The sequence below is a fragment of the Dyella sp. genome (assembly GCF_036746095.1).
GTDB lineage: Bacteria > Pseudomonadota > Gammaproteobacteria > Xanthomonadales > Rhodanobacteraceae > Dyella_B.
Genome location: NZ_DAIOEU010000032.1, coordinates 13322 through 35464, shown reverse-complemented (window position 1 = coordinate 35464; position 22143 = coordinate 13322). Strand labels below are relative to the sequence as shown.

The following is a 22143-nucleotide window of genomic DNA, read 5'->3' as shown; positions in this document are numbered from 1 at the left end:
TGCAGGCAGCCGTCAGCAACGTCTTGCCTGTATCAGCTGCGTTGCTGCAAGGCCAGCTTCACGCCAAAGGCTAATAGCACGGCGCCGCAAACGCGATCCGTCCACTGGCCCAGTTGCGGCCGCGCAGTGAGCAGGCGATGAATGTGCCCACCCATCAAGGCCAGCACCGTCGACCACGTCAGGCCAGTGCCGATAAAGCTCAACCCCAATAACAACAGGCCAAGCTGTGGGAGTGGCGCATGCATGGACACGAACTGCGGCAAAAACGCGAGAAAGAACAGCGCAACCTTGGGATTGAGCACATTGGTCAACATGCCTTGCCGGAAGGCGGCGGCAAACCCATTGCCACGCGTGGGCGTGGGTTGCCTCGTCGTCGCAGGCGACAGCAGCATGCGCACGCCGATCCATAGCAGGTAAGCCGCGCCTAGATATTTCAAGACACTGAAGGCAAATGCGGAAGTCATCAGGATGGCGGAAATTCCCAGCACTGCCGCCAACGTGTGCACGATGCAGCCGGCGTTGATGCCGAGGGCCGCCCCCATGCCTACGGCATGGCCTTCGCGACCGCTGCGCGTGAGGATATAGAACGTATCCAGTCCCGGCGTGAGATTGAGCGCGAGACTCGCCAGCAGAAATGACTCGTAATGCTGGATGCCGAACGTGTTCATCTGGTTCTCGTTTACGATGCTTCCGTATCGCGATACTTGCCGCGATAGGGCCGAAACAGCGCACGGATCGCCATCATGTCCGCATCAGGATCATCACTGGCACGCACCAGCGGGCCGAGCGTGAAGGTTTTGCTGGGATAGTCGATAAACACCGGCTGGATCGGCACATGGGCTTCGTGCGCAATACGCAGGAAGCCGGATTTCCAGCGCGTGACGCGCTTGCGCGTGCCCTCGGGCGTAATGCCCAGCCACATGCGTTCCTGGTCGTTGAAGCGCTCGACCATCTGGCCGACCACGTTCAAGGCCGCCTTGCGGTTGATCGGGATCATGCCGATCGGCCGCAGGATCACGCCCAGCGGCCCTTCCAGTACTTCGCGCTTGATCATGATGTTGACGTTGATACCCAGCGCGATCTTCATCATCAGGCCCCACACCCCGTCCCAGTAGGAGGAGTGCGGTGCGCCGATCAAGATGGCTTTCGGCTCGTCCGGCAGCTGGCCGAGCAGGCGCCAGCCGGAAAGACGCAACAAGCCGCGCATCAGCCAGGGCCAAAAGCGGCTGTTGAGCCGGGGAGCTTGCGGGGGCACTGGCGGCAGCATGGGGTCGCTCACTCGCTGCTCCAGGAGCGCGAGCGGCCTTGTTTGACCTTCGCCCGCTGCTGCTTGCCTTCCAGCCGGCGCTGCTGCGAAGCACGGGTGGGTTTGGTTGCAATGCGTTTCTTGGGAACGATCAAGGCGGCGCGCAGGATTTCCACCAGGCGTTCGCGCGCATCCTCACGATTGCGGCCCTGATCGCGGAAGCGGCGCGCCTGGATCACCAGCACACCCTCATCGGTCATGCGCCGATCCCGACGCGCCAGCAAACGCGCGCGCAGGTCTTCGGACAAGGAAGGAGAGTGCAGCACGTCGAAGCGCAATTCCACTGCGCTTTCGGTGCGATTGACGTGCTGGCCGCCAGGCCCGTCGGCGCGCATGAAGCGCACGACCAGCTCGGATTCAGGCAGGTTGATGGTTCGGCTTACGGGCAACATGGCCGCAAGTTTAGCCGGTCGGCATGACGCTTATGGTTTCCGCAGCCGGCAACGGCCAGTCGAAGCGTTGCAAGATGGCGTCGAAGGCAGGATCGAGCGGCGCTTCCAGCGCCATCGGCCGGCCGTCGACCGGATGCCGAAAATTGAGCCGCCAGGCGTGCAGCAGCATGCGGTGGCAGCTGAAATATTGCTTGTAAAGCCGGTTGTGGTCGCTACGCCCATGCTGGCAATCGCCGACTACGGGGTGGTGGATATGTGCCATGTGCTTGCGGATCTGGCGAAAGCGTCCGGTTTGCGGTTCCGTCAGCACCAATGCATAACGCTGCTGCGGGTAGCGGCCCAATGCGATCGGGACTTCCACCGCGGCCAGGCGGCGATAGCGGGTGCGTGCATCGCGCCGCGGTCCGCTTTCGCGCGAACCGGGCAATGGATAATCGACCACGCCTTCGGCAGGTTCCGGCCAGCCGCGGACCACCGTGAGGTACTGCTTGTGTACCTCGCGGCTCATGAATTGCTCGCCCATTGACGCGGCAATCTCGCTGGAGCGGGCAATCAGCAACACCCCGCTGGTGGCGCGGTCCAGGCGATGTGCCAGATACAGCGTGCCGCCGACTTGCTCACGCAGTACGTCGATCAAGAAGGTATCGGCATTGCCGACCATCTTCGAGCGATGCACGGCGAGGCCGGCGGGTTTGTTGACCGCCATCAGCGAGTCGTCTTGATAGAGAATTTCGAGCATGGGAATGCGACTTCGTGCCGCCGATGACGTCGGTTACCGTCGCATCCAGCCGAACACGAACGAAAGCAGTCCCGCGATGCCCATCGCTATGGGCAACACCGGCGTATGCGGCTGCTGGAACGTCCACATGACCGTCGCACAGATCAGCAAGGTCGTGCCGAGCAAAGCGCTGCCGATGGCTTCCAGCATCCGCCGCACCAGCTTGCGCTGATGCATGAGGTGGTTCGCGTCGTGCATCAGCTTCTGTTCGCCCGCGGCAATCTGGCGCAAGGCATCGCGTGCCAGGTCCGGCCATTGCGGTGCGTTGTGGAACCACTCCGGAACGCGCTTGCGGATTTCGCGCAGGGTGCGCTTCAGGCTGTAGCGCTCGCGCATGATGCGCTTGAGCACGGGATGGGCCACGGCCCAGATGTCGATGTCCGGATCGAGCAGGCGGCCGACGCCTTCGATATTGAGCAGGGTCTTCTGCAGCAAAATCAGCTGTGGCTGCAAGGTGAGTTCGAAGCGCCGCGCGGTCTGGAACAGTTTCACTACCAGTTCCGCCAGCGAGATCTGCGACAGCGGACGGGTGAAATACGGCTCGCACACGGTGCGCACGGCGGCCTCCAGTTCATCCAGCCGCACATTGGCCGGCATCCATCCCGCATCGACGTGCAAGCGGGCGATGCGCGCGTAGTCGCGCTCGAACAGTGCGATGAAATTCTGCGCCAGCCAGTACTGGTCTTCCTCCGGCAGTGAACCCATGATGCCGAAGTCCAGGGCAATGAAGCGGGGCTCTTGCGTGCGCGTGGGATCGACCCAGATGTTGCCGGGGTGCGCGTCGGCATGGAAGAAATTGTCGCGAAAGACCTGCTCGTAGAACAGGCGCACGCCCTTCTCGGCCAGTTGCTTGCGGTCGATGCCGGCCGCGTCGATCGCGACGACGTCGTCGCAGGAGACGCCAGTGACACGTTCCAGGGTCAGTACACGGGCGCTGGTGAGTTCCCAGTGCACTTCCGGCACGTAGAGATCCACGCCGCTGATGAAGTTGCGCCGAAGCAGGCTGGCGTTGGCCCCCTCGCGTTGCAGGTCAAGCTCGTTTTCCAGCATTTTCTCGACTTCGGTGACGACGTCGAGGGGACGGATCTTCTCCGCATTGGGATGCCAGCGCTGGGCGAGCTGGCCCATGGAATGCAGCAAACTGACGTCGCGCGCGATGCGCTCGTCGATACGCGGACGCAACACTTTCACCACCACCGTGCGGCCATCGTGCAAGGTGGCTGCGTGCACCTGGGAGATCGACGCGGAGGCCAGCGGTACCGGATCGAAGCTGGCGTAAAGCGTGTCGACGGGCTGCTTCAGCTCGCGTTCGACGATGCTGCGCGCCTGGTCGCCGGGGAAGGGCGGTACCTGGTCCTGCAGCAGCGCCAGCTCGTCAGCGATGTCGGCCGGCACCAGATCGCGGCGCGTCGACAGGATCTGCCCAGCCTTGACGAAAATCGGACCCAGCTCATTCAAGGCCAGGCGAATGCGCGCGCCGCGCGAAAGCGGGCGTACGTCGACTACCGGGCGACCAAGCAACGGACGCACGAGCTTGAGCGGACGGAACAGGTGCGTGGCATCGACCAACTCGTCGAGCCGATAGCGCAGCAGCACGATGGCGACGCGCAACAGGCCAGGTACAACCTTCAACGGCGTCACGAGCGGGTTTCCCGTGGCAGGCGTTCGAGACGGGCCAGGCGTGCCTCCAGCCGTTCGGTGCGTTCGCGCAGATGATCCACCTCATCGAGAAAGCTCTCGATTTCGCCCGGCGCCACGGCGATCTGCGTTTCATCGCGCAACCAGGCCGCGCCATCTTGTGCAAGATGCGACGCCGACTCACGCGCGTGAACGAGTCCTTCACGCACGGCTTTCGCCAACGGCACGCCAACCACGTCGCCAAAGCTGCGGGTGAAGGCTTCCTCGAAATCCGGGGCGAAATGGGTCGCGAGCTTTTCCAGCCGGCGCGCCAGTTCCGCATCGCCGGCAATGTCCACTTTGCCGGGAGGCAGGCTCTCGTGGTTACGGCGCAGCAGCATCGACAACAGGCTGCCAGGCGTGGCGGCCACGCGCAGATCGCTGCGCTCGGGCGCAGGGCCCACTCTCAGTCGGCTACCCTCGACGGTCACGGCCAACGCCAGGTCCAGGCCCTGCAAGTGCAGTTGCACGCTACGGCCATCGAGCGCGGACAACTTGGTTCGCGTGTCCGGGTCGAGCGAAAGCACGTGATTGAGCGTGGTTTCCAGCGCGCGGCCGGCAAGCCGGCGCAGCGGCCGGGGAAGCAGGTTGGGGGAAGGGGCGACGGTCATGCCGGGATTGTAGCCGGCCTCACCCGGATCGCAGCGATCTCAAGGGTTGCCTGCGCCCGGAAACCCAAGCTGGCGCCACGCCTCGTACACCGCTACCGCCACGCTGTTGGACAGGTTGAGGCTGCGGCTGTCTGCGCGCATCGGCAGTCGCAAACGCTGCTCGGCCGGCAGTGCGGACAGTACGGCATCGGGCAATCCCGCGGTTTCGCAACCAAACAGCAGCGCATCGCCTTCGCGGAAGCGTGCGTCGACGTGCCAGCTGCGGCCGCGTGTAGAAAATGCGAAGACGCGCGGATGCCCGAGTGCTGCCAAACATGCATCGAGATCATCATGCACGCTGACCTGCGCGTATTCGTGATAATCGAGGCCGGCACGCCGCAGGCGTGTATCGTCGAGTTCGAAGCCCAAGGGGCGGATCAGATGCAGTGTGGCGCCGGTGTTGGCGCACAGGCGGATCACGTTGCCGGTGTTGGGCGGGATTTCGGGGCGGAAGAGGATGACATGCAGCATGACGCCATTATCCGATGGCAAACGGCTGCCTGGTGCAATCAGCCGGCCATGCCAGTGTTATCCGCCAATGCGATCACGCTGGTGGCGGCGACTGTGCGGCCCGCGGTGACCAGCGTCGGAGCAGGCTTGGTTGTCACCATTGCCATCAGCATCACCGCGCACGCCAGCACGCTTGCACCGAACAAGCCGCGAAGGATGAGGGTTTCAGCGTTCATGGTCGTTTCTCTCAATGGGTCAGATGGATGCGCGCACACAGATCATGTCGTCCACGATCGGCAGCACGCAGCTGGAAGGAGCCGCGATCAGCAAGGAGGCGATCGTTGCGCTGTCCGCCAAGCGCATCGACGCCGGCTTGCTGGTCACCATGGCCGCCAGGATCAGGCCGCAGACCAGCATGCACGCCACGAACAGGCCCCGCAGAATCAATGTTTCGAATTTCATGTCCGTCTCTCCGACTTATCAAGGTAAAGGTCCTCGGCCTTCAGTGAGCAATCCCTGTGCCAAGCCCTTTCTTCCATCCAATGCCTTGATACACAAGGAGTTATGGCTGATCGTGCGAATGCGCCGCGATGTCCGCGGACACCGGACATGCGTGATCGGACAATGTCCGGGCCATACCCGCTGCTGCTGCGCTAAGCCGGCGTTAGGCGATACGCAGGGACGACGCGCTACGATGCCGGCCGGATGCATGTTTTCACTCGTTTGATGGAGCTACCTATGCGCAAGACTCTGCTGCTGCTCGCACCTCTGGTGCTGCTCGGCGGTTGTACCTGGGGCATCAACCCGGATCCGGGCTCGAGCACCGTCCGCACTGTTTGGACGGGCGAAGTCAACGGCTGTCGCGATCTGGGCAAGATCACCGTGTCGGTGATGAGCCGCGTCGGGCCGTTCGATCGCAATGACATCAAGGTGCGTGACGAATTGCAGGTGCAGGCACGCAATAGCGCCTTGGGCATGCATGCGGACACGATCAAGCCGCTGGGCGATCCGGTCGACGGCTCACAAGCGTGGGAGGCCTATGTGTGCGGCAATCGCCAGAGCGGCCCTGCCTATCCGCCGGGCCCGGCGCAGCACAATCATGGCAACCAGTCATTGCCGCAGCCTCCACCCCAGCAAGGCGGCGGGTTCCAGACGTACCCTGCCAAGGGCGGTTGAGGCGATATTCGATCAGTGTTGCCTTAAGGTCGGCGCAGGCGGCGGCCTGTTGATCAGGTCGCCTGCCTTCAGCGGCTCGCCGCAGCGTCGCCATCATCGTTCTCGACGCCGGGATCCGGCAGTTCGACATCGCACCATACCTGAATTTCCGAGCGCAGCAAGGACAGTTCAAGCGGTTTCTTAAGCAGGCCGTCCATGCCGGACTCGATGCATGTCAGCTTGTGCGTGGCATCGGTCGAGGCGGATAGCGCGAGGATGGGCGTGTGGTAGCCATTCTTTTCGCGCCTGCGCATGGTGCGCGTCACTTCGTAGCCGCTTATGTCGGGCAGGCCGCAATCCATCAACACCAGGTCGAAAGGCTTGCTGTCGAACATGCGCAAGGCAGAAGCGCCATCCGGGCAAGCCGTGACCAGGCAGCCGATGCTGCGCAGCTGTTGCTCGAAGACGAAGCGGATGGCGGGATGATCCTCGACCAGCAAAACGGAAATGTCTTTGCTTCTGCTTGGCGCATCCGGCGGAGCGGGAGGGGGTGTCGCCACCGGTGCCGTTACGACAGGCGCGAGCTGCACGGGGATGGAGAAGGAAATGGTGGTGCCTACATTCACCTCGCTGTGCAAGGTGATGGTGCCGCCCATCAACTCGATCAGCTGGCGGCTGATGCTGAGGCCCAGTCCGGTGCCGCCGTATCGCCGCGCAATGGTGCTGTCTGCCTGCACGTAGGCACGGAAGAGCCGCGTGTGTTGTTCCGGCGGAATGCCAATGCCGGTGTCGCATACGCTTACCAGGAGCTTGCGTGACGATGCGTCGCTGCCGAACCGGCTCAGCGTAACGTCGAGCGTTACACTGCCATGATTGGTGAACTTGATCGCATTGGTCAGCAGGTTGATCATCACCTGCTGGATGCGCGTTGCATCCAGCAATACGCGGGCATCCTGGGGAAGGTCGATGCCGAGATTGAGCTGAAGACCTTTCTCGTCGATCCGGTGCCGGACGATCTGCACCATGTCCTGCACCAGCTTGCGGATGTCGGTCGGCGCAGCGTCCAGGGTGAGGCCATCCGCTTCCAGCTTGGAAAGATCAAGCACATCATCGACCAATCGCAGCAATGCATCCGCTGCCGAGCTTGCCGTCATCAGCAGCTCCTTCTGGTTTTTGTTGATGCGCGTGCGTTTGAGCAATTCGACCGAAGAAAGCACGGCGCTCAGGGGAACGCGAATCTCGTGGCTCATCACCGCGAGGAACATAGCCTTTTCCTTTTCGCTCTGCTTGGCGCGGCGGCGGTCCTTGCGTGCGCGGCCATAGAGGTAGGCCAGCGCGATCAGCAGGATCAGTGCCGCCGTGATTTCCGGCGCATGAAAACGGTAGTGCACCCGCCAGGAGGTGGCGCCGTAATCGGAGTCGTCCATCCACTTCGCCATCATGTCGTCGGTTTGCTTGGCAGTCAGCGACGCGAGGGATTTGTCGATGATAGACGCCAGCATGGCATCGTCGCCGCGGACACCCATGCGAAAGTTCAAAACGGTGTCGCTGATGGCGCCGGAAACATGCAGGTTGCTGAAATACATCTTCCGCCATAGTGGAAGCAGCGCCGTATCCACATCGATCGCAGCGTCGGCCACGCCGCTGGAAACGACCTTCAGCTCATCTTCCGCATCGCCGACCGGTACCAGGGTGATGGCGGGAAACCGGCTTTTCAGCAACTGGTGCAGGAGGCTGTCGCGCCGAACCGCGACATGCAGGCCCTCCAGTTCATCGAGGCGGAAAATGCTGCCGGTGGAAGCCCGCGACATGACGACGGCCGTTCCAACGAAGTAGGGACGCGTCGTCAACACGGCATCATCTACGTCCCCATCGGGGATCGAGGGTGCCACGGGTAACAGGTCCAGTTCATGGCGTTGCAATGCCAACCTGGCTTCCCCGATGTTGGCGACATTGACGGGCCTGAACACCAGGCCGCTGGATTCGGCAATGGCATGCAGGTACTCCATCGCCACGCCGGCAGACCGGTTGCCATCCGTGTGTATGAAAGGCCGGCTACCGGGGTAGACGGCAAAACGGACCATCGGGTTGGCTTTTATCCATGCCTTCTCCTGCTCCGTGTAGCGGGTTTCGGTGTTTTGCGCAAAACCTGCGACCGGCAGCAGCCAGCATGCGAACAACCCGCATGCCAGGCAGAACGAGCGAATTGGGCTGCGGGTGATAGGCATGACGTGGAGGGAGAGTGCTGGCGAGCCTGAAAAGTATCGGCGTGCCCCGTCCGCGTGTGCCTAGTAGATGTACGAAATGTCTTGCATGAAGACACCAACGTCAGCAACGGTTTTTGCTATCTTGTCCGCCGCATACGGCAGAGTGATTCCGTGCCGGATGGCAGGTCAGTTGGGGAGTGACGCGATAGGGACATTGTTGTTCGCGCCTGGACGGCGAAACGGCATGCGCAGCTTTGCGCTCTTAACTTGCGGCATGCCGCTATCGCCGGTGTACTTTCAGGCCGTTGAATAGCCGCTGGTATCACAAGGAGTAGGGAATGTCGGACTCAATGGGAGCGCGCTTGCGCGTGATGCTGCTCGACGACCACGAAGTGATACGCCGTGGCCTGGAATTGCTGCTCAAGCAGGAATACTCGATAGACGTGGTGGGCAGCTTCCGCACCAGCCGCGAATTGTTTGCCGCGTTGAAGGACACCCACGTCGACGTCGTCGTTGCCGACTATGCGCTGGGGCCCTCCGATGTGGATGGCCTGAACCTGATCCGCGCCTTGAAGATCCGCTTTCCCAGCGAGCGCATCCTGGTGATGTCCTCTCATCACAATCCCGCGACCGTGGCCTTGGCCATCAGGGCAGGCGCACATGGTTTCGTCGGCAAGGGCCAGGACCAGACCGACCTGATGTTGGCGATACGCGCCGTTGCCGCGGGGCGCACTTATCTGAGCCGCGACCTGGCTACAGCCATCGGTTCCACGGCGCAATCCGGTGAGGAAGCCGGCGACGAGCTACTGGGCTATTCCAAGCTTTCCCCACGTGAACGCGAAGTCCTGCGCTGCGTACTCGATGGCATGTCCGTCACCGAAATCGCCGCCAAGTTCTCCCGCGGCATTACCACCATCAGCGCGCAGAAGAATTCCGCCTTCCGCAAATTGGGCATTCGCACCAACAACGAGCTGTTCAAGATCAGGCATCTGCTGGACAAGCCATGAGCTTGCGGAAGTTCACGATCGGCCGATGGGCCGGTCTGCTTGCGCTCTCGTTTCCGGGGGCGTTGGCCGCGGCGAGCGCGCCGGTCTTCACTCCAGAAGAACAGCAGTGGATCAAGGCGCATCCAGTCGTCTACTTTGCTGCGGACGACGGGAATTTCCCGCTCTCCTATACGGAAGGCGGCACATACAGGGGCGTCGTCGCCGAATACGTAGCCGTCATCGCCAGGAAGTCCGGCCTGCACTTTGAGCGTCATGTACGCCGTCAGCCGGCCGAAAATAAAGCGGCCTTGCTGGCCGGCAAGGTCGACATGCTGCCGTTCTCGAGTCCGGCATGGATGCCGCAACAACTTTCTGACGCGTTTCTCTTTACCGGGCCTTATTTCACCTCGCCGCGTCTGATCATCACGCGGGCCGACGAACCGGTGATGCTCGATAGCAATGAACTCAGCGGCAAAGTGGTGAGCGTGTTTGATTCGGCAGCAGGAAGGGCACTCATGCTTGCCCGATTGCCCAGGGTCATGCCGCTCTTCACACCAACCGTTACCGATGCGCTGGACGCGGTAGAAGATCGGCGCGCTTATGCGGGCATCGGTGCCGAGATAACGCTGCAACCCTTGCTGCGCGGCAAGTATCGTGGCCTGCTCAGCGTCTCCGGCTCGATAAACGACGCGCCGCTGAGTCTTCACATGGCGGTGCGCAAGGATGAGCGCCTGCTCTTCTCGATCGTCGAGAAATCTCTGGAAAGCCTGTCCGTGCAAGAAACCGACGCGATGCGGGCGCAAGCGATCGAACAAGCCGGTAACGACGTGCCCACGCCCCGCCCGTTGCCGCGCTACGGCTTACTGACGATCGTTTTGTTGACGCTGGGACCAGGCTGGCTGGCTTTCTTCGCCTGGCGATGCTGGATGGCCAAAAAGATAGCGAAAAAGCCGAGAACGCCCAGGGCTGCGAGCGAAACACCCGGGGCAGTGCAAGCGCGCGTGCTGGTGGTGGAAGATGACCCCGGGCAATGCGCGGCGCTGACCGAGCAACTGAAGATGCTCGGCATCCCATCCGCAGGCCTTCATGATGGCCTCGAGGCACTGGCGCAGACGGAACGCCAGCCGCCTGCCTTGATCCTGATGGACTGCCATATGCCTGGTCTGGACGGCTACGAAACGACCCGGCGCATTCGGCAGCGGGAAGCTGAGCAAGGCTTGCCCCATGTGCCGATCATCGCTGTCTCTGCCGCGTCGGATGCCGGGCATTTGAAAGCGTGCATGGATGCCGGCATGGATGGTGTGCTGACGAAGCCGCTGCATCCGCAAGAACTGCAGTCCATCCTGGGCGTGTGGCTGGATTCGCCGCTGCGCATCGCGCAGGAGCCGGTCGATACACCGGCTGCATCCGTCGACATCCGTGCCTTGTACCAGGCATCCATGGATGAAGATGTCCATGCCATCGAGCAGGCCATGCAAACCCGCCATGCCGGAGAACTGGTCCACTTCGCGCATCGAATCAAAGGTGCCGCGCTGATGCTGGGTGCCCGGGAGGTGGCCGATGCGGCCGATCGGCTTGAGCAGGCAGCAAAAGGCGCAACCCCGTTCGACGAGGCGCAGATGGAATGCATGCTGCGTGTATTGAAGGACGGCATTGCAAGGTACTTTGCGCCCGTCGACGGCGAGCGCTGATGCTCGCCGTGGGCGTTCGGCGCACGAAGTTTTTCAAACAATTCTTATCCCTTGTGGGCCTAGGCACGGCAACACTGCCAGGAATTACGTAAAGTTGCGTCGTTGCCGCCCAGTCATGTCCCCAACCAACGTCAATCCAGCCTCGTTTGCTCGCTCCGCGGAAGTCCGCAAAATCTTCATCAGAAGTTGTGAAGCCGATCTGCGCGCCATTCTGCATGCCTGGGAGCAACAAGATAAAGACGACCTGCTGAAACGGCTTCATGCCTTGAAAGGCGCGCTCATCGTATTCAGGGCAGGGGATGCGGCGGCCTTATGCGAACAGTTTGAAGAAGACTTGCGCAAGCACAGTCTTCCCGCGTGCGAAGGTGCCTTGCTACAGCTTGACCGGGCCTTGCGCGACCTGATCGACAGCTACCAATAGGCATGCTCAGCTACGGCTTGAACACGCCGTGCAGATAAACCTGCATGGCGTGTTGCATGTGTTCCAGTGCCACCTGCCGTCCGGGCATGCCAGGTTCTGCCTGGATCGCCGCGGCACCCTTCATCATCTGCTGCACCACCACCGCCATGGCAAGGATATCTTCGGCGGAACGGTGCGGCGCGCGGGCCGCCAGCAAGGCCTGCAGCTCCGCGCGCACGCGGCGGCGGATGCTCAAGCCATCGGCCGCCGGTTTGGGCATGGACTCCACCAATGCCAGGAAGGCAGGGTGGCGCTTGCGGAAGGAAATCAGAAACGCGCACAGGTGCTCGGCCCAGGCCGCCGTCGTCCAGCGCAGCGATGGCGCCGCAAAGCTCTTCAGCTCGGCGCAGACGGCCTGTGCGTATTGCTCCAGCAGCGCATTGGCCAGCGCTTTCTTGGTGGGAAAGAACTGGTACAGCGAACCGATCGCCGCCCCTGCGCGCGCCGCCACCTCCGTCATGGTGGTGCCTTCGTAACCTTTTTCGACGAAGCAGCTGCCGGCTGCTTCCAACAAGGCGGCAACGCGTTCGTGGCCCCGCTGGCGTTGCGGTCTGCGGCGGGGCTCGGTTGAATTATGTGAGGGCATCCTCATAAACTCCAAAGTGAGGATATCCTCACTTTTATCATGCTGGAGATTCCCGTGGAAAAGCTTGATCCGCGCCGTACGGCGCTCGTTCTTATCGATCTGCAGAAGGGTATCCTACCGTTCGCAGGCGGTCCCCACACCGGGACGCAGGTGCTGGAGAAAGCCGGCGGGCTGATGCATCGCTTTCATGGCCTGGAATCCCCCGTGGTGTTGGTGCGCGTGGGCTGGTCCGCCGATGGTGGCGACGCCTTGCGCCAGCCGGTCGATCGACCCTCCCCACGCAAAAGCCTCGATGACGACTGGTGGGAGTTCCCCCCAGAACTCGGTGCGATCGATAGCGATATCCGGGTGATCAAGCGCCAATGGGGTGCGTTCTACGGTACCGACCTGGAACTGCAGCTGCGCCGTCGTGGCATCGAACACATTGTGCTTGGCGGTATCTCCACCAACATCGGCGTCGAATCCACCGCACGCAATGCGTGGGAATTGGGCTTTGGCATTGTGTTCGCCGAGGATGCGATGAGCGCGGCGAGTGGCGAGCATCACGCGTTCGCCATCGAGAACATTTTTCCGCGCCTGGGCCGTGTGCGTTCCGCCGCGCAAGTCATGGACATGCTCGGCTGATCCGCGCCAGGGAATAGCTCCTCGCCCCCTGCGTAAAGCCGGGACGCGGCGGATCGTCTGCATCCACACGCACACTCGGCCCACATGCCGGCCACGGCTTCTTCACGTCCATCTCTCGACCGCCTATCTGCGTCACCCGCCGCTGATGCTGCGCTGCCGCGCGGCTCCCCTTCCCTCGGCACCTGCACGCTGCCGCCAAACACCGGCATTTAGGTACTCCAGGCGGCATTGCCGATTTTGCGGCGCAGCGCAGCATGGCGGCACAGCGCCTTTACAGGCGGCCATGAAAACCTTTACAAGCCCCCATGAAAACGTTTACGTTTGCGCCGCCGTTAGGATGTGCGGACATCCACTATGCAAGGGGCTGCTTCGATGACGACCAAAAACGCAACCATCAAGGACGTGGCGCGCGAGGCGAAAGTCTCGGTCGCTTCGGTATCGCGCGTGCTCAACGGCCTCGGCGGTGTCACCCCCTCCACGCAGAAGATCGTGCGCGAAGTTGCCGCGCGCCTGAACTACATCCCGGACAACGCCGCACGCAGCTTGATCACCGGACGCACACACACCATCGGCGCCGTGCTGCCGGACCTGTATGGGGAATTCTTCTCCGAACTGATCCGCGGCATCGATCTGGCCGCGCGTGCGCGTAACTTGCACCTGCTGGTATCCAGTTCGCATGACGGCGTGGAAGACGCGGCCGCGGCGGTGCGCGCCATGCGCGGTCGCGTCGATGGCATGGTGATTCTTTCCGAATACGTCGACGCCGCTTTTCTCGAAGAAAACCTGCCCGAAAAATTGCCGGCAGTGCTGTTGGACAGTCCCGTAAAAAGCGCGCGCTATCCGGTCATCAACATCGACAACCGTGATGGCGCCATGGCCATGGTGCGGCACCTGGTCGATACAGGCCACCAGCACATCGCCTTCATCAGCGGCCCCAAGACCAACTTCGATGCGCAGCAGCGTGAGAAGGGCTATCGCGCCGCCATGGCCAAGCATGCGCCAAGCGCCACATTGGTCATCATCGATGGCGATTTCACCGAGGAATCAGGTTACCGCGCCGGACGCGAACTGCTCGGCAAGAAACCGCGCCCCCAAGCCGTCTTCGCCGCCAACGACATGATGGCGATCGGTTGCCTTTACGCCTTCAAGGAAGCCGGCCTCGATGTCCCCGGGGACATTGCATTGGCCGGCTTCGACGACATCCTCATTGCGCGCTACGTCACGCCGCCGCTGAGCACGGTGCAGGTGCGTATCGCCGAGCTGGGCCGCATTGCGCTGGAACGCCTGGCGGTGATGCTGAAACCGATCGACAAGACGCCGGCATCCGTCGAAACGCTCGGTTGCGACGTCGTCGTCCGTGAATCCTGTGGGGCGAAAAGCGGCGCCGCGGCAGCGCCGCGCAAGCCCCGTAAAGCGCCGCGACCACTACCAACATAACGAAACCCGCAACACATTCGGGGAGGGGTGTCATGCAAGCCGTATCAAAGTCCAAGAAACTGTTGTTGGCACGGTTGATTGCCACGTCGGTTACCGCCACTGCTGCCTTGCCGATGATTTCCTTTGCGCAAAGCTCGGATGCAAACCTGCGTGGTACGGCAGCTCCAAACATCACGGTCACTGCCAAGAACGTCGCCACCGGCTATACCCGCACGACCACCTCAGGCAAAGACGGCAGCTACGCCTTGGTAAGCCTGCCACCTGGCACCTATCAGGTGGATGCCGGTGCCGGCACTGAGCACACGATTACGCTCACCGTGGCATCGACTTCAACCCTCAATCTGGTTGCTGCCGCACCGGCTGCGAATGCAAAGAACCTGGGCGGCGTCACGGTCACGGCAACCACGCTGCCGGAGATGACTACTTCGGAAGTGGGCACGACCATTTCGCAACGCGAAATCGCCACGGTGCCGCAGATCACGCGCAACTTTCTTGAATTTGCGGACACCGTGCCGGGCATGGTGTTTACCGTGCAGCAGAATGGCCAGACCAGCCTGCAATCCGGAGGCCAGGCGCCGGATGCCATCAACGTCTACATCGACGGCGTCGGGCAAAAGAATTATGTGGAGAACGGCGGCATCACCGGCCAGAACAATACGCAGGGCAATCCGTTCCCACAATTGGCCATTGGCGAATACAAGGTCGTCACCTCCAACTACAAAGCCGAGTACGACCAGATCTCCAGCGCAGCAGTCATCGCGGAAACAAAGTCCGGCACCAATGAATTGCATGGTGAAATGTTTGGAGACTGGACCGACACGCGCTTGCGTGCGATGACGCCCAACGAGATCTTCGCTGGCAAGAAACAACCTTCGCACGACAAGGAATACGGCTTCTCGCTCGGCGGCCCGATCATCAAGGACAAAGCGCATTTCTTCGTCACATACGAAGGCAAGGAATACGACACGCCCATCGCGGTGGTGCCAAGTGCGCCATCTTCTTCGTTGCTTCAGACCTCAGACTTGCCAGCCAGTGCGCAGGCGCAACTGGGACCCTCCAGCCTTCCCTTCAAGGAGAATCTGTGGTTCGCCAAGTTTGACTACGAGCCGACCAATCGCGATCGCATCGAAGTGAGCGGCAAGTACCGCAGTGAGACGTCCATTTCCGGTACCGGCATCGGCGTGGCCGCATCTTCTGCATTGAACACGATCAACTACGATCGCCGCTTCGACGTCCGCTGGGATCACAGCGCGGACGCCTGGTTCAACCGCTTGCAGCTCACTTATGAAAATGCCTTCATCAAGCCGACTGCGGTCAACATCGGCAACGGTGCTGCCTATACGGATTTCAGCAACCAAAACACGACGCTCCTGACCGCCGATGCGGCCGATCCTCGCGGTACGCAGGATAAAGGCCAGAAAGGGCCGGCGATTCAAGACGACTTCACGCTCAACGATCTGCAATGGCACGGCGACCACGTCGTCAAAATGGGAGTGAAATACAAGCTGATTCAACTCGTGGCGCAGGATGCCGGCGAATTCAATCCACAGTTTTCCTACGATGTAACGCCCAACGGCACCTTGCCGGTGCCGTGGCAGGTGCTGTTTCCCATCGCACTGCCAGGCTTAAGCCCCATAGTGAGAACCAACGACAAGCAGATCGGAACCTACATCCAGGACGATTGGACGGTGGACGAACACCTCACGTTGAACCTGGGAATACGTTGGGACTACGACGAAACGCCGTCATACCTCAATTTCGTCACCCCACAATCGGTCGTCACGGCGTTGAACTCGCAAAATACAAACGCCGGTGCGCCGCAGGGCATGACCTATGCGCAGTCGCTGGCGCTGGGTGGCGTCAACGTCAACGACTACATCAGCAACGGCCACAATCGTCATCCCCAGACCAATCAGTTCCAGCCGCGCTTTGGTTTCTCCTATGACATCAACGGTGATCAGGCGCATGTCATTCATGGTGGCGCAGGGCGATCCTACGACCGCACCATCTACGAGTTCCTGCAACTGGAGCAAACCAAACTGGCCCTGGACGAAGCGACCATTACGTTTCCCAATCAATATCATCAGTGCGCGTCCAGCCTGAGTTGCATTCCATGGAATCCGGCGTATCTCGGCGGTATCGGCGTGCTACAGGGGCTGCTCACAGGTACTACCGCGGGCCGCGAGGTTGACCTGATCAACAACAACCTCAAGACACCCCACTCCGACCAGATAAGCATCGGCATGCGCAATCAGATTGGCGAATGGATCACCGACGTGACATGGGCACAAGTGAACCGGTTCAATGGCACGGTGTTCACGCTCGGCAATCGTTACGCGAATGGCCAGTTCTACCAGCAAGGCAATGCTGCTTTTGGCGAGAGCATTCCAGGCTTCGGCAGCTTGATCATCGGCAACAATGGCGTTACCCAGAAAACGCAACAAGTGCTGGTTTCGGCGGAAAAACCTTATACGCCCGAATCGCACTGGGGCGTCACGATCGCCTATACGTATTCCAAGGCCAAGCAAAACAACGATAGCCAGGATCCCGCCGATCAATATGCGTTCGACGAGCCGACCATCCAGGATTATCCCTTCATCACGTCGGCCGTGGCAAAACATCGCCTGGTCGTTTCCGGCTCGAATGATCTGCCGTGGGGCCTGCTGTTTGGCTACAAGCTCACGCTGGCTACCCCGATTCCCTCGCTTGGCTTGGCCTGCATCAATTTCAACACACCCAGTGCCTGTCTTCCCGTCTCGTTTACGCCACCGGGCTCGCGCTTCCTGAGCGGGCCTATCTTCGGCTATCGCTCGATCGACTTTCAGATCACCAAAAATTTCGAGATCTACGGCAACGTGAGTGGCTATGCGCGTTTCGATCTGCTCAACGCCTTCAACTGGAACAACTACGACGGTTACCTCACCCCCTATGGAGCGAACGGCGTATTCAGCGATCGGCCAGTGACCTACGACCCGCACGGCAACATCCTGGGCACGCCGCGCGAGCTGAAGCTGACTTTGGGTATCAAGTTCTAGCAACAACGTGCCACGAGGTTCCAGTGTTACCCAATCCAAGGACGGATCTGCGGCGAATTCCGGCACGGCAACCCCTCTCCGTGCCGGGATTCGCCAATTTTTTCTGCACGGGATATTTGATTTAAAGTTACTCACATGACATTTCCTTTCGTCCGCAAGGCTACGTTGAAAGCCCTTGTTGCCGCACTGGTGTTTTGCAGCGGCGTCACGCAGCCGGTGTCGGCGCGAACAAGCAACTACAGCTACGAAAGCCTGCCAAGGGCACAGCAGGCCATGCTGGCGGATCTGGAGCGGCGCACCTTCCAATGGTTTTGGGACAGCGCCAATCCTGCCAACGGGCTGATCCCGGACCACTATCCCGGCCCTTCTTTTTCCAGCATTGCATCCGTCGGCTTTGGCTTGACCGCCTACGGCGTCGGCGTGGAGCGCCGCTACATTACGCGCGAGCAAGCGGTCGACCGAACACTGACTACTTTGCGCTTCTTCGCGAATGCGCCGCAAAACGCCAGCGAAGACGACGCATCCGGCTATCACGGTTTTTTCTATCACTTCCTCGATATGAAAACCGGCAAGCGTTTCACGCGCTCAATAGAACTATCGAGCGTGGACACCACCTTGCTGTTGGGCGGCGTGTTGTTTGCGCAGTCCTACTACGATCGCGATACGACCAAGGAAAAGGAAATCCGCACGCTGGCGGATGAAATCTACCGGCGTGTCGACTGGATCTGGATGCAACCGCGCGCGCCGTTGATCAGCATGGGTTGGACTCCGGGCGGCAAGTTTATCGATTCGGATTGGAAGGGCTACGACGAAGGCAAGCTGATCTATATCCTCGCGCTGGGTTCGCCGACCCATCCGGTTTCCGGACAGGCCTGGGCGGCCTGGACCAGCACGTATCCCAGGCAATGGGGCAGGTTCTACGGACAGACGTTCCTTAACTTTGCGCCGCTGTTTGGCCACCAATACACCGAGGCATGGGTGGATTTTCGCGGCATTCGCGATGCCTGGAGCCGCGCGCATGGCCTGGACTATTTTGAGAACGGCCGCCGCGCCACTTACGCGCAACGCGCTTATGCCATCGCCAATCCCAGGCACTGGAAAGACTACAGCGCAAACATATGGGGCTTGACCGCGTGTGACGGTCCCGGCGATCTCAAGATGAAAACGAGCGATGGAACCATGCGCGAGTTCTTCAGCTATTCGGCACGTGGTGCCGGCCTCGACGACATTTCGGACGACGGCACGATTGCCCCGACGGCGGCTGGCGGCTCCATCGCGTTTGCACCGGAAATCGTGGTTCCCGCCTTGCAGGCGATAAAGGAAAAATACGGTGATGACGTGTACGACCAATACGGATTTGTCGATGCTTTCGATCCCAGTTTCGACGGTTCGGTGACGACAGACTCCGGCCGCTATATCGTCAAGGGCTGGTTCGATACCAAGCAACTCGGTATCGACCAGGGACCGATCGTGTTGATGATCGAGAACTGGCGCAGCGGCTTCGTGTGGAAGGTGATGCGCAAGAATCCATATATCCGCAAGGGATTGCAGCGAGCCGGCTTTACGGGTGGATGGTTGGAGCAGGCATCCAAATAGCGGTGTCCGCCCGGTGCCTGCTCCGGGGAGATCTATGAAAAAACTCGCCTTACCCTCGTCGCCCCGGCGAAGGCCGGGGCCCAGTGCCTGGACCGGCGGCGAAAGCCGCTGGGCGCCGGCTTTCGCCGGGGGGACGGGGCTGAGGGTTTTTCGCATCATGGCGGCGATATTGATCGCCATATCTTTGACCGCCTGCAACCAAAGTTCCGACCCGCACACCCTGACCTTCTGGACCATCGGTCGCGAAGGCGAAGCCGTCACGCAGCTGCTGCCGGAGTTCGAGCGTGAAAATCCGGGCATCCACGTCGTATTGCAACAGCTGCCGCTCAGCGCCGCGCATCAGAAACTGCTCACCGCCTTCGCCGGCGATTCCACGCCGGACATCACTCAGCTAGGCAATACCTGGTTGCCGGAACTGGCGGCCTTGGGCGCATTGGAACCACTGCAAACACGGGTGGCGCAGTCGTCGGTCATCCGCGCTGACGACTACTTTCCCAGCATCTGGTCCACCAACCGCTACGAAGGCGTGCTTTACGGCGTGCCCTGGTATATCGACACGCGCTTGCTGTTCTATCGCGGCGATTTGCTGAAAGCCGCCGGTTTTGACGCGCCTCCGCGCGACTGGCAAGAATGGCGACGCATGCTGGCTGCACTGAGCAACCCTGCGCGCGGCATTTACGGCATTCTGCTGCCTACCAACGAATACGAACAGCTGATGTCGCTGGCCTTGCAGCAATCGGACCCTTTGCTGCGCGACGGCGGCCGCTACGGCAATTTCGAGAGCGCGGGCTTCAAGCGCGCCTTGACCTTTTACGTCGATACCTTCCGGCTTCATCAGGCGCCCCCGATCACCAATATCGAAGCCGGCAATCCGTGGGAGGAATTTGGGCGCGGCGTCTACCGCTTTTATTTTTCCGGCCCATGGAACATTCAAGAATTCCGCAAGCGCCTGCCTGCTGCGGAAGAAGGCGATTGGAACACGGCGCCACTACCAGGGCCGGATGGTCCTGGCGCATCGGTCGCCGGCGGCTCCAGCCTGGTGATCTTCCGCAAGGCGCGCCACAAGCAGGCGGCCTGGAAGCTGATCGAGTACCTGTCGCGTCCCGATGTGCAGGGCCGTTTCTACGATCTACTGGGCGACATGCCGCCGCGCCGGAGTTCCTGGAACCAGCACAGCTTGCGCGATGATCCGAAGGTCCAAGCGTTTCGCGAACAACTGGAGCACGTGAAACCCGCGCCACCGGTGCCCGAGTGGGAGCAGATCGCCAACGAAATGCAGCTTGTCGCGGCGCAGGCCGTGGCAGGCAATCTCACGATCGACCAGGCCGCGGCGGAGATCGATCGCCGCGCCGATCGCATTCTGGAAAAGCGGCGCTGGATGCTGGACCACGCGCATCACGCCACGGGCGACGCCTTATGAATCGCCAGCCTGCCGCATGGCTGTTTCTTGCCCCTGCCGCCATCGTGCTCGGCGTGTTCTTCCTGCTGCCGGTGATCGGTGCCTTTGTGCTGAGCCTTACCGATTACGACCTGTACGCACTGGCCGATCTTCACAACCTGCGTTTCGTCGCGTTGAACAACTATTGGGCGCTGCTGCATCGGCCACTGTTTTGGGCGGCGCTGGGGCATACGGTGTATTTCGTGGCAGTCGGCGTGCCGCTGTCGATGCTGGTGTCCTTGTGTGCAGCGCTGCTGCTGCATTCGCCGCTGGCACGCTGCAAGCCGTTTTTTCGCACGGCGCTGTTTGCGCCGGTGGTGACCACGGTGGTCGCGGTGGCCGTGGTCTGGCGCTATTTGTTCAACACCAAATACGGGCTGGTGAACTATTTGCTGGGCGCGATCGGCATCCATCCAGTCGATTGGCTGGGCGATCCGCATTGGGCGATGCCGGCGATCATGCTTTTCGCGGTGTGGAAGAACTTCGGCTACAACATGATCATCATGCTGGCCGGGCTGCAGGCAATTCCAAGCGAACTGTACGAAGCGGCACGCATGGATGGCGCATCGGCCTGGCGGCAGTTCCGTCACATCACCTTGCCGATGCTGGCGCCCACATTGTGGATGGTGGGCATTCTCGCCATCTCCGGCTATTTCCAGCTGTTCGCGGAACCTTACGTCATCACCGAGGGTGGTCCGCTGCAAAGCACCGTCAGCGTGCTGTACTTGATGTACGACGAAGGCTTCAAATGGTGGAACCTGGGTTCCGCCTCGGCCATCGCGTTCCTGTTGTTCGTCATCATGTTCGTGGTGACGGAACTCATGCTGCAGGTTGGCCGCAAGGAGGTGGACGCATGACGCCGCGCATCGCCAAGGCCTTGATCAATGGCTTGCTGATCGGCGGTGCCGTGGTCGCGTTGTTTCCGATGCTGTGGATGCTGTCGGTCTCGCTGATGCAGCCGGGCCAGGCCAGCGCCCTGCCGCCGCCACTGCTTCCGGCACATGCCACGCTGCACAACTACCGGGAGCTGTTTCTACGCGCCGGCATGGGGCGTTACCTGCTCAACAGCCTGCTGGTATCCAGTGCCATTACCGTGCTGTCGCTGGCCTTGAACCTGATGGCCGGCTACGCCTTTGCCAAGTTGCGTTTTGCCGGGCGCGATGTGCTGTTCCAAAGCGTGGTGGGCATGCTCGCCATTCCCGCGCAGGTGGCGATGTTGCCGCTGTTCCTGATGCTGAAGCCGATCGGCCTAGTGAACAACTACGGCGGTGTGATCGTGCCGGCCATGGCGAGTGCGTTCGGCATCTTTCTGGTGCGCCAGTATGCGCGGGGTATTCCCGATGAGCTGCTTGAGGCAGCGCGTATCGACGGAGCAGGGGAGCTGCGCATCTTCATGCGTATCGTGCTGCCACTGCTGAAGCCGATCATGGTAACGCTGGCGATCTACACGTTTCTCACCGCATGGAACGATTTCATGTGGCCGCTGATCGTGCTGACGGGGCAGGAGCATTACACCTTGCCGTTGGGCCTGGCTTCGCTGGCACGCGAGCACGCCACGGATACCGAGTTGATGATGGCCGGCTCGGTGATCACCGTGGTGCCGGTGCTGGTGCTGTTCCTGGCCTTGCAACGCTATTACCTGGAGGGGCTGCTGTTGGGCAGCGTGAAGGGCTGA

22 protein-coding genes are annotated in these 22143 nt (G+C 61.2%); 11 read left to right on the top strand and 11 right to left on the bottom strand.

Annotation, left to right across the window (positions count from 1 at the left end; genetic code table 11):
- Positions 1–32: 32 nt before the first annotated feature.
- From V7M64_RS13550 to V7M64_RS13510, 9 genes are read right to left on the bottom strand one after another with little or no spacing between them, the layout of a single operon-like run.
- Entirely contained in the window at positions 33–668 is a 636-nt protein-coding gene (locus V7M64_RS13550) for a LysE family translocator (protein ID WP_333679751.1), read from the bottom strand.
- Between the two features lie 11 nt (positions 669–679).
- Positions 680–1279 carry a 1-acyl-sn-glycerol-3-phosphate acyltransferase gene (locus V7M64_RS13545; protein WP_333679750.1) on the bottom strand — a complete coding sequence of 200 codons (600 nt, stop codon included), beginning with the start codon at positions 1277–1279 and terminating at the stop codon, positions 680–682.
- Positions 1276–1698, bottom strand: a complete 423-nt coding sequence (arfB, locus tag V7M64_RS13540; RefSeq protein ID WP_333679748.1) for an alternative ribosome rescue aminoacyl-tRNA hydrolase ArfB — start codon at positions 1696–1698, stop codon at positions 1276–1278. The genes V7M64_RS13545 and arfB overlap by 4 nt, the downstream gene beginning before the upstream one ends.
- A gap of 10 nt (positions 1699–1708) precedes the next feature.
- Positions 1709–2437 (bottom strand): pseudouridine synthase, encoded by a 729-nt coding sequence (locus tag V7M64_RS13535; protein WP_333679746.1) that lies wholly within the window; start codon positions 2435–2437, stop codon positions 1709–1711.
- Positions 2438–2470: 33 nt separating this feature from the next.
- A complete protein-coding gene (gene ubiB, locus V7M64_RS13530; protein WP_333679744.1) occupies positions 2471–4117 on the bottom strand; it encodes a ubiquinone biosynthesis regulatory protein kinase UbiB in 1647 nt (548 codons plus the stop codon).
- Positions 4114–4764 carry an SCP2 sterol-binding domain-containing protein gene (locus V7M64_RS13525; protein WP_333679743.1) on the bottom strand — a complete coding sequence of 217 codons (651 nt, stop codon included), beginning with the start codon at positions 4762–4764 and terminating at the stop codon, positions 4114–4116. Before V7M64_RS13525 ends, ubiB begins: the two co-directional genes overlap by 4 nt.
- Positions 4765–4803: 39 nt before the next feature.
- The gene (gene trmL / locus V7M64_RS13520) at positions 4804–5274 is read right to left on the bottom strand and encodes a tRNA (uridine(34)/cytosine(34)/5-carboxymethylaminomethyluridine(34)-2'-O)-methyltransferase TrmL (RefSeq protein ID WP_333679742.1); all 471 of its coding nucleotides are present in this window, start codon (positions 5272–5274) and stop codon (positions 4804–4806) included.
- Between the two features lie 38 nt (positions 5275–5312).
- A complete protein-coding gene (locus tag V7M64_RS13515; RefSeq protein WP_333679741.1) occupies positions 5313–5489 on the bottom strand; it encodes a hypothetical protein in 177 nt (58 codons plus the stop codon).
- 19 nt (positions 5490–5508) lie between these two features.
- On the bottom strand, positions 5509–5715 hold the full coding sequence (locus V7M64_RS13510) for a hypothetical protein (RefSeq protein ID WP_333679740.1): 207 nt from the start codon (positions 5713–5715) through the stop codon (positions 5509–5511).
- Positions 5716–5991: 276 nt separating this feature from the next.
- On the opposite strand from V7M64_RS13510, the gene V7M64_RS13505 reads away from it, so the two are divergent.
- Positions 5992–6429, top strand: a complete 438-nt coding sequence (locus V7M64_RS13505) for a DUF4156 domain-containing protein (RefSeq protein WP_333679739.1) — start codon at positions 5992–5994, stop codon at positions 6427–6429.
- Positions 6430–6497: 68 nt separating this feature from the next.
- Here the strand turns inward: V7M64_RS13505 and V7M64_RS13500 are convergent, their stop codons facing one another.
- Positions 6498–8588, bottom strand: a complete 2091-nt coding sequence (locus V7M64_RS13500; protein ID WP_333679738.1) for an ATP-binding protein — start codon at positions 8586–8588, stop codon at positions 6498–6500.
- A gap of 365 nt (positions 8589–8953) precedes the next feature.
- On the opposite strand from V7M64_RS13500, the gene V7M64_RS13495 reads away from it, so the two are divergent.
- The 3 genes from V7M64_RS13495 (at position 8954) to V7M64_RS13485 (ending at position 11713) form a co-directional block, all read left to right on the top strand.
- A complete protein-coding gene (locus tag V7M64_RS13495) occupies positions 8954–9622 on the top strand; it encodes a response regulator transcription factor (protein ID WP_333679736.1) in 669 nt (222 codons plus the stop codon).
- Between the two features lie 62 nt (positions 9623–9684).
- Positions 9685–11292 (top strand): response regulator, encoded by a 1608-nt coding sequence (locus tag V7M64_RS13490; RefSeq protein ID WP_333679735.1) that lies wholly within the window; start codon positions 9685–9687, stop codon positions 11290–11292.
- Between the two features lie 115 nt (positions 11293–11407).
- Positions 11408–11713, top strand: coding sequence for an Hpt domain-containing protein (locus V7M64_RS13485; protein WP_333679734.1), 306 nt, complete (start codon positions 11408–11410; stop codon positions 11711–11713).
- Positions 11714–11723: 10 nt separating this feature from the next.
- On the opposite strand, the gene V7M64_RS13480 is transcribed toward V7M64_RS13485, so the two are convergent.
- A complete protein-coding gene (locus V7M64_RS13480) occupies positions 11724–12266 on the bottom strand; it encodes a TetR/AcrR family transcriptional regulator (RefSeq protein WP_333679733.1) in 543 nt (180 codons plus the stop codon).
- 126 nt (positions 12267–12392) lie between these two features.
- Between V7M64_RS13480 and V7M64_RS13475 the strand changes: the two genes are divergently transcribed.
- The 7 genes from V7M64_RS13475 (at position 12393) to V7M64_RS13445 (ending at position 22143) form a co-directional block, all read left to right on the top strand.
- Positions 12393–12962, top strand: coding sequence for a hydrolase (locus V7M64_RS13475; RefSeq protein WP_333679732.1), 570 nt, complete (start codon positions 12393–12395; stop codon positions 12960–12962).
- Positions 12963–13334: 372 nt separating this feature from the next.
- Positions 13335–14399 (top strand): LacI family DNA-binding transcriptional regulator, encoded by a 1065-nt coding sequence (locus V7M64_RS13470; RefSeq protein WP_333679731.1) that lies wholly within the window; start codon positions 13335–13337, stop codon positions 14397–14399.
- 32 nt (positions 14400–14431) lie between these two features.
- A complete protein-coding gene (locus V7M64_RS13465) occupies positions 14432–17434 on the top strand; it encodes a TonB-dependent receptor (RefSeq protein WP_333679730.1) in 3003 nt (1000 codons plus the stop codon).
- Positions 17435–17569: 135 nt separating this feature from the next.
- Positions 17570–19030, top strand: a complete 1461-nt coding sequence (locus V7M64_RS13460) for a glucoamylase family protein (protein WP_333679729.1) — start codon at positions 17570–17572, stop codon at positions 19028–19030.
- 157 nt (positions 19031–19187) lie between these two features.
- A complete protein-coding gene (locus V7M64_RS13455) occupies positions 19188–20450 on the top strand; it encodes a sugar ABC transporter substrate-binding protein (RefSeq protein ID WP_333679728.1) in 1263 nt (420 codons plus the stop codon).
- A complete protein-coding gene (locus tag V7M64_RS13450) occupies positions 20447–21325 on the top strand; it encodes a sugar ABC transporter permease (protein WP_333679726.1) in 879 nt (292 codons plus the stop codon). The genes V7M64_RS13455 and V7M64_RS13450 overlap by 4 nt, the downstream gene beginning before the upstream one ends.
- Positions 21322–22143 carry a carbohydrate ABC transporter permease gene (locus V7M64_RS13445; protein WP_333679724.1) on the top strand — a complete coding sequence of 274 codons (822 nt, stop codon included), beginning with the start codon at positions 21322–21324 and terminating at the stop codon, positions 22141–22143. Before V7M64_RS13450 ends, V7M64_RS13445 begins: the two co-directional genes overlap by 4 nt.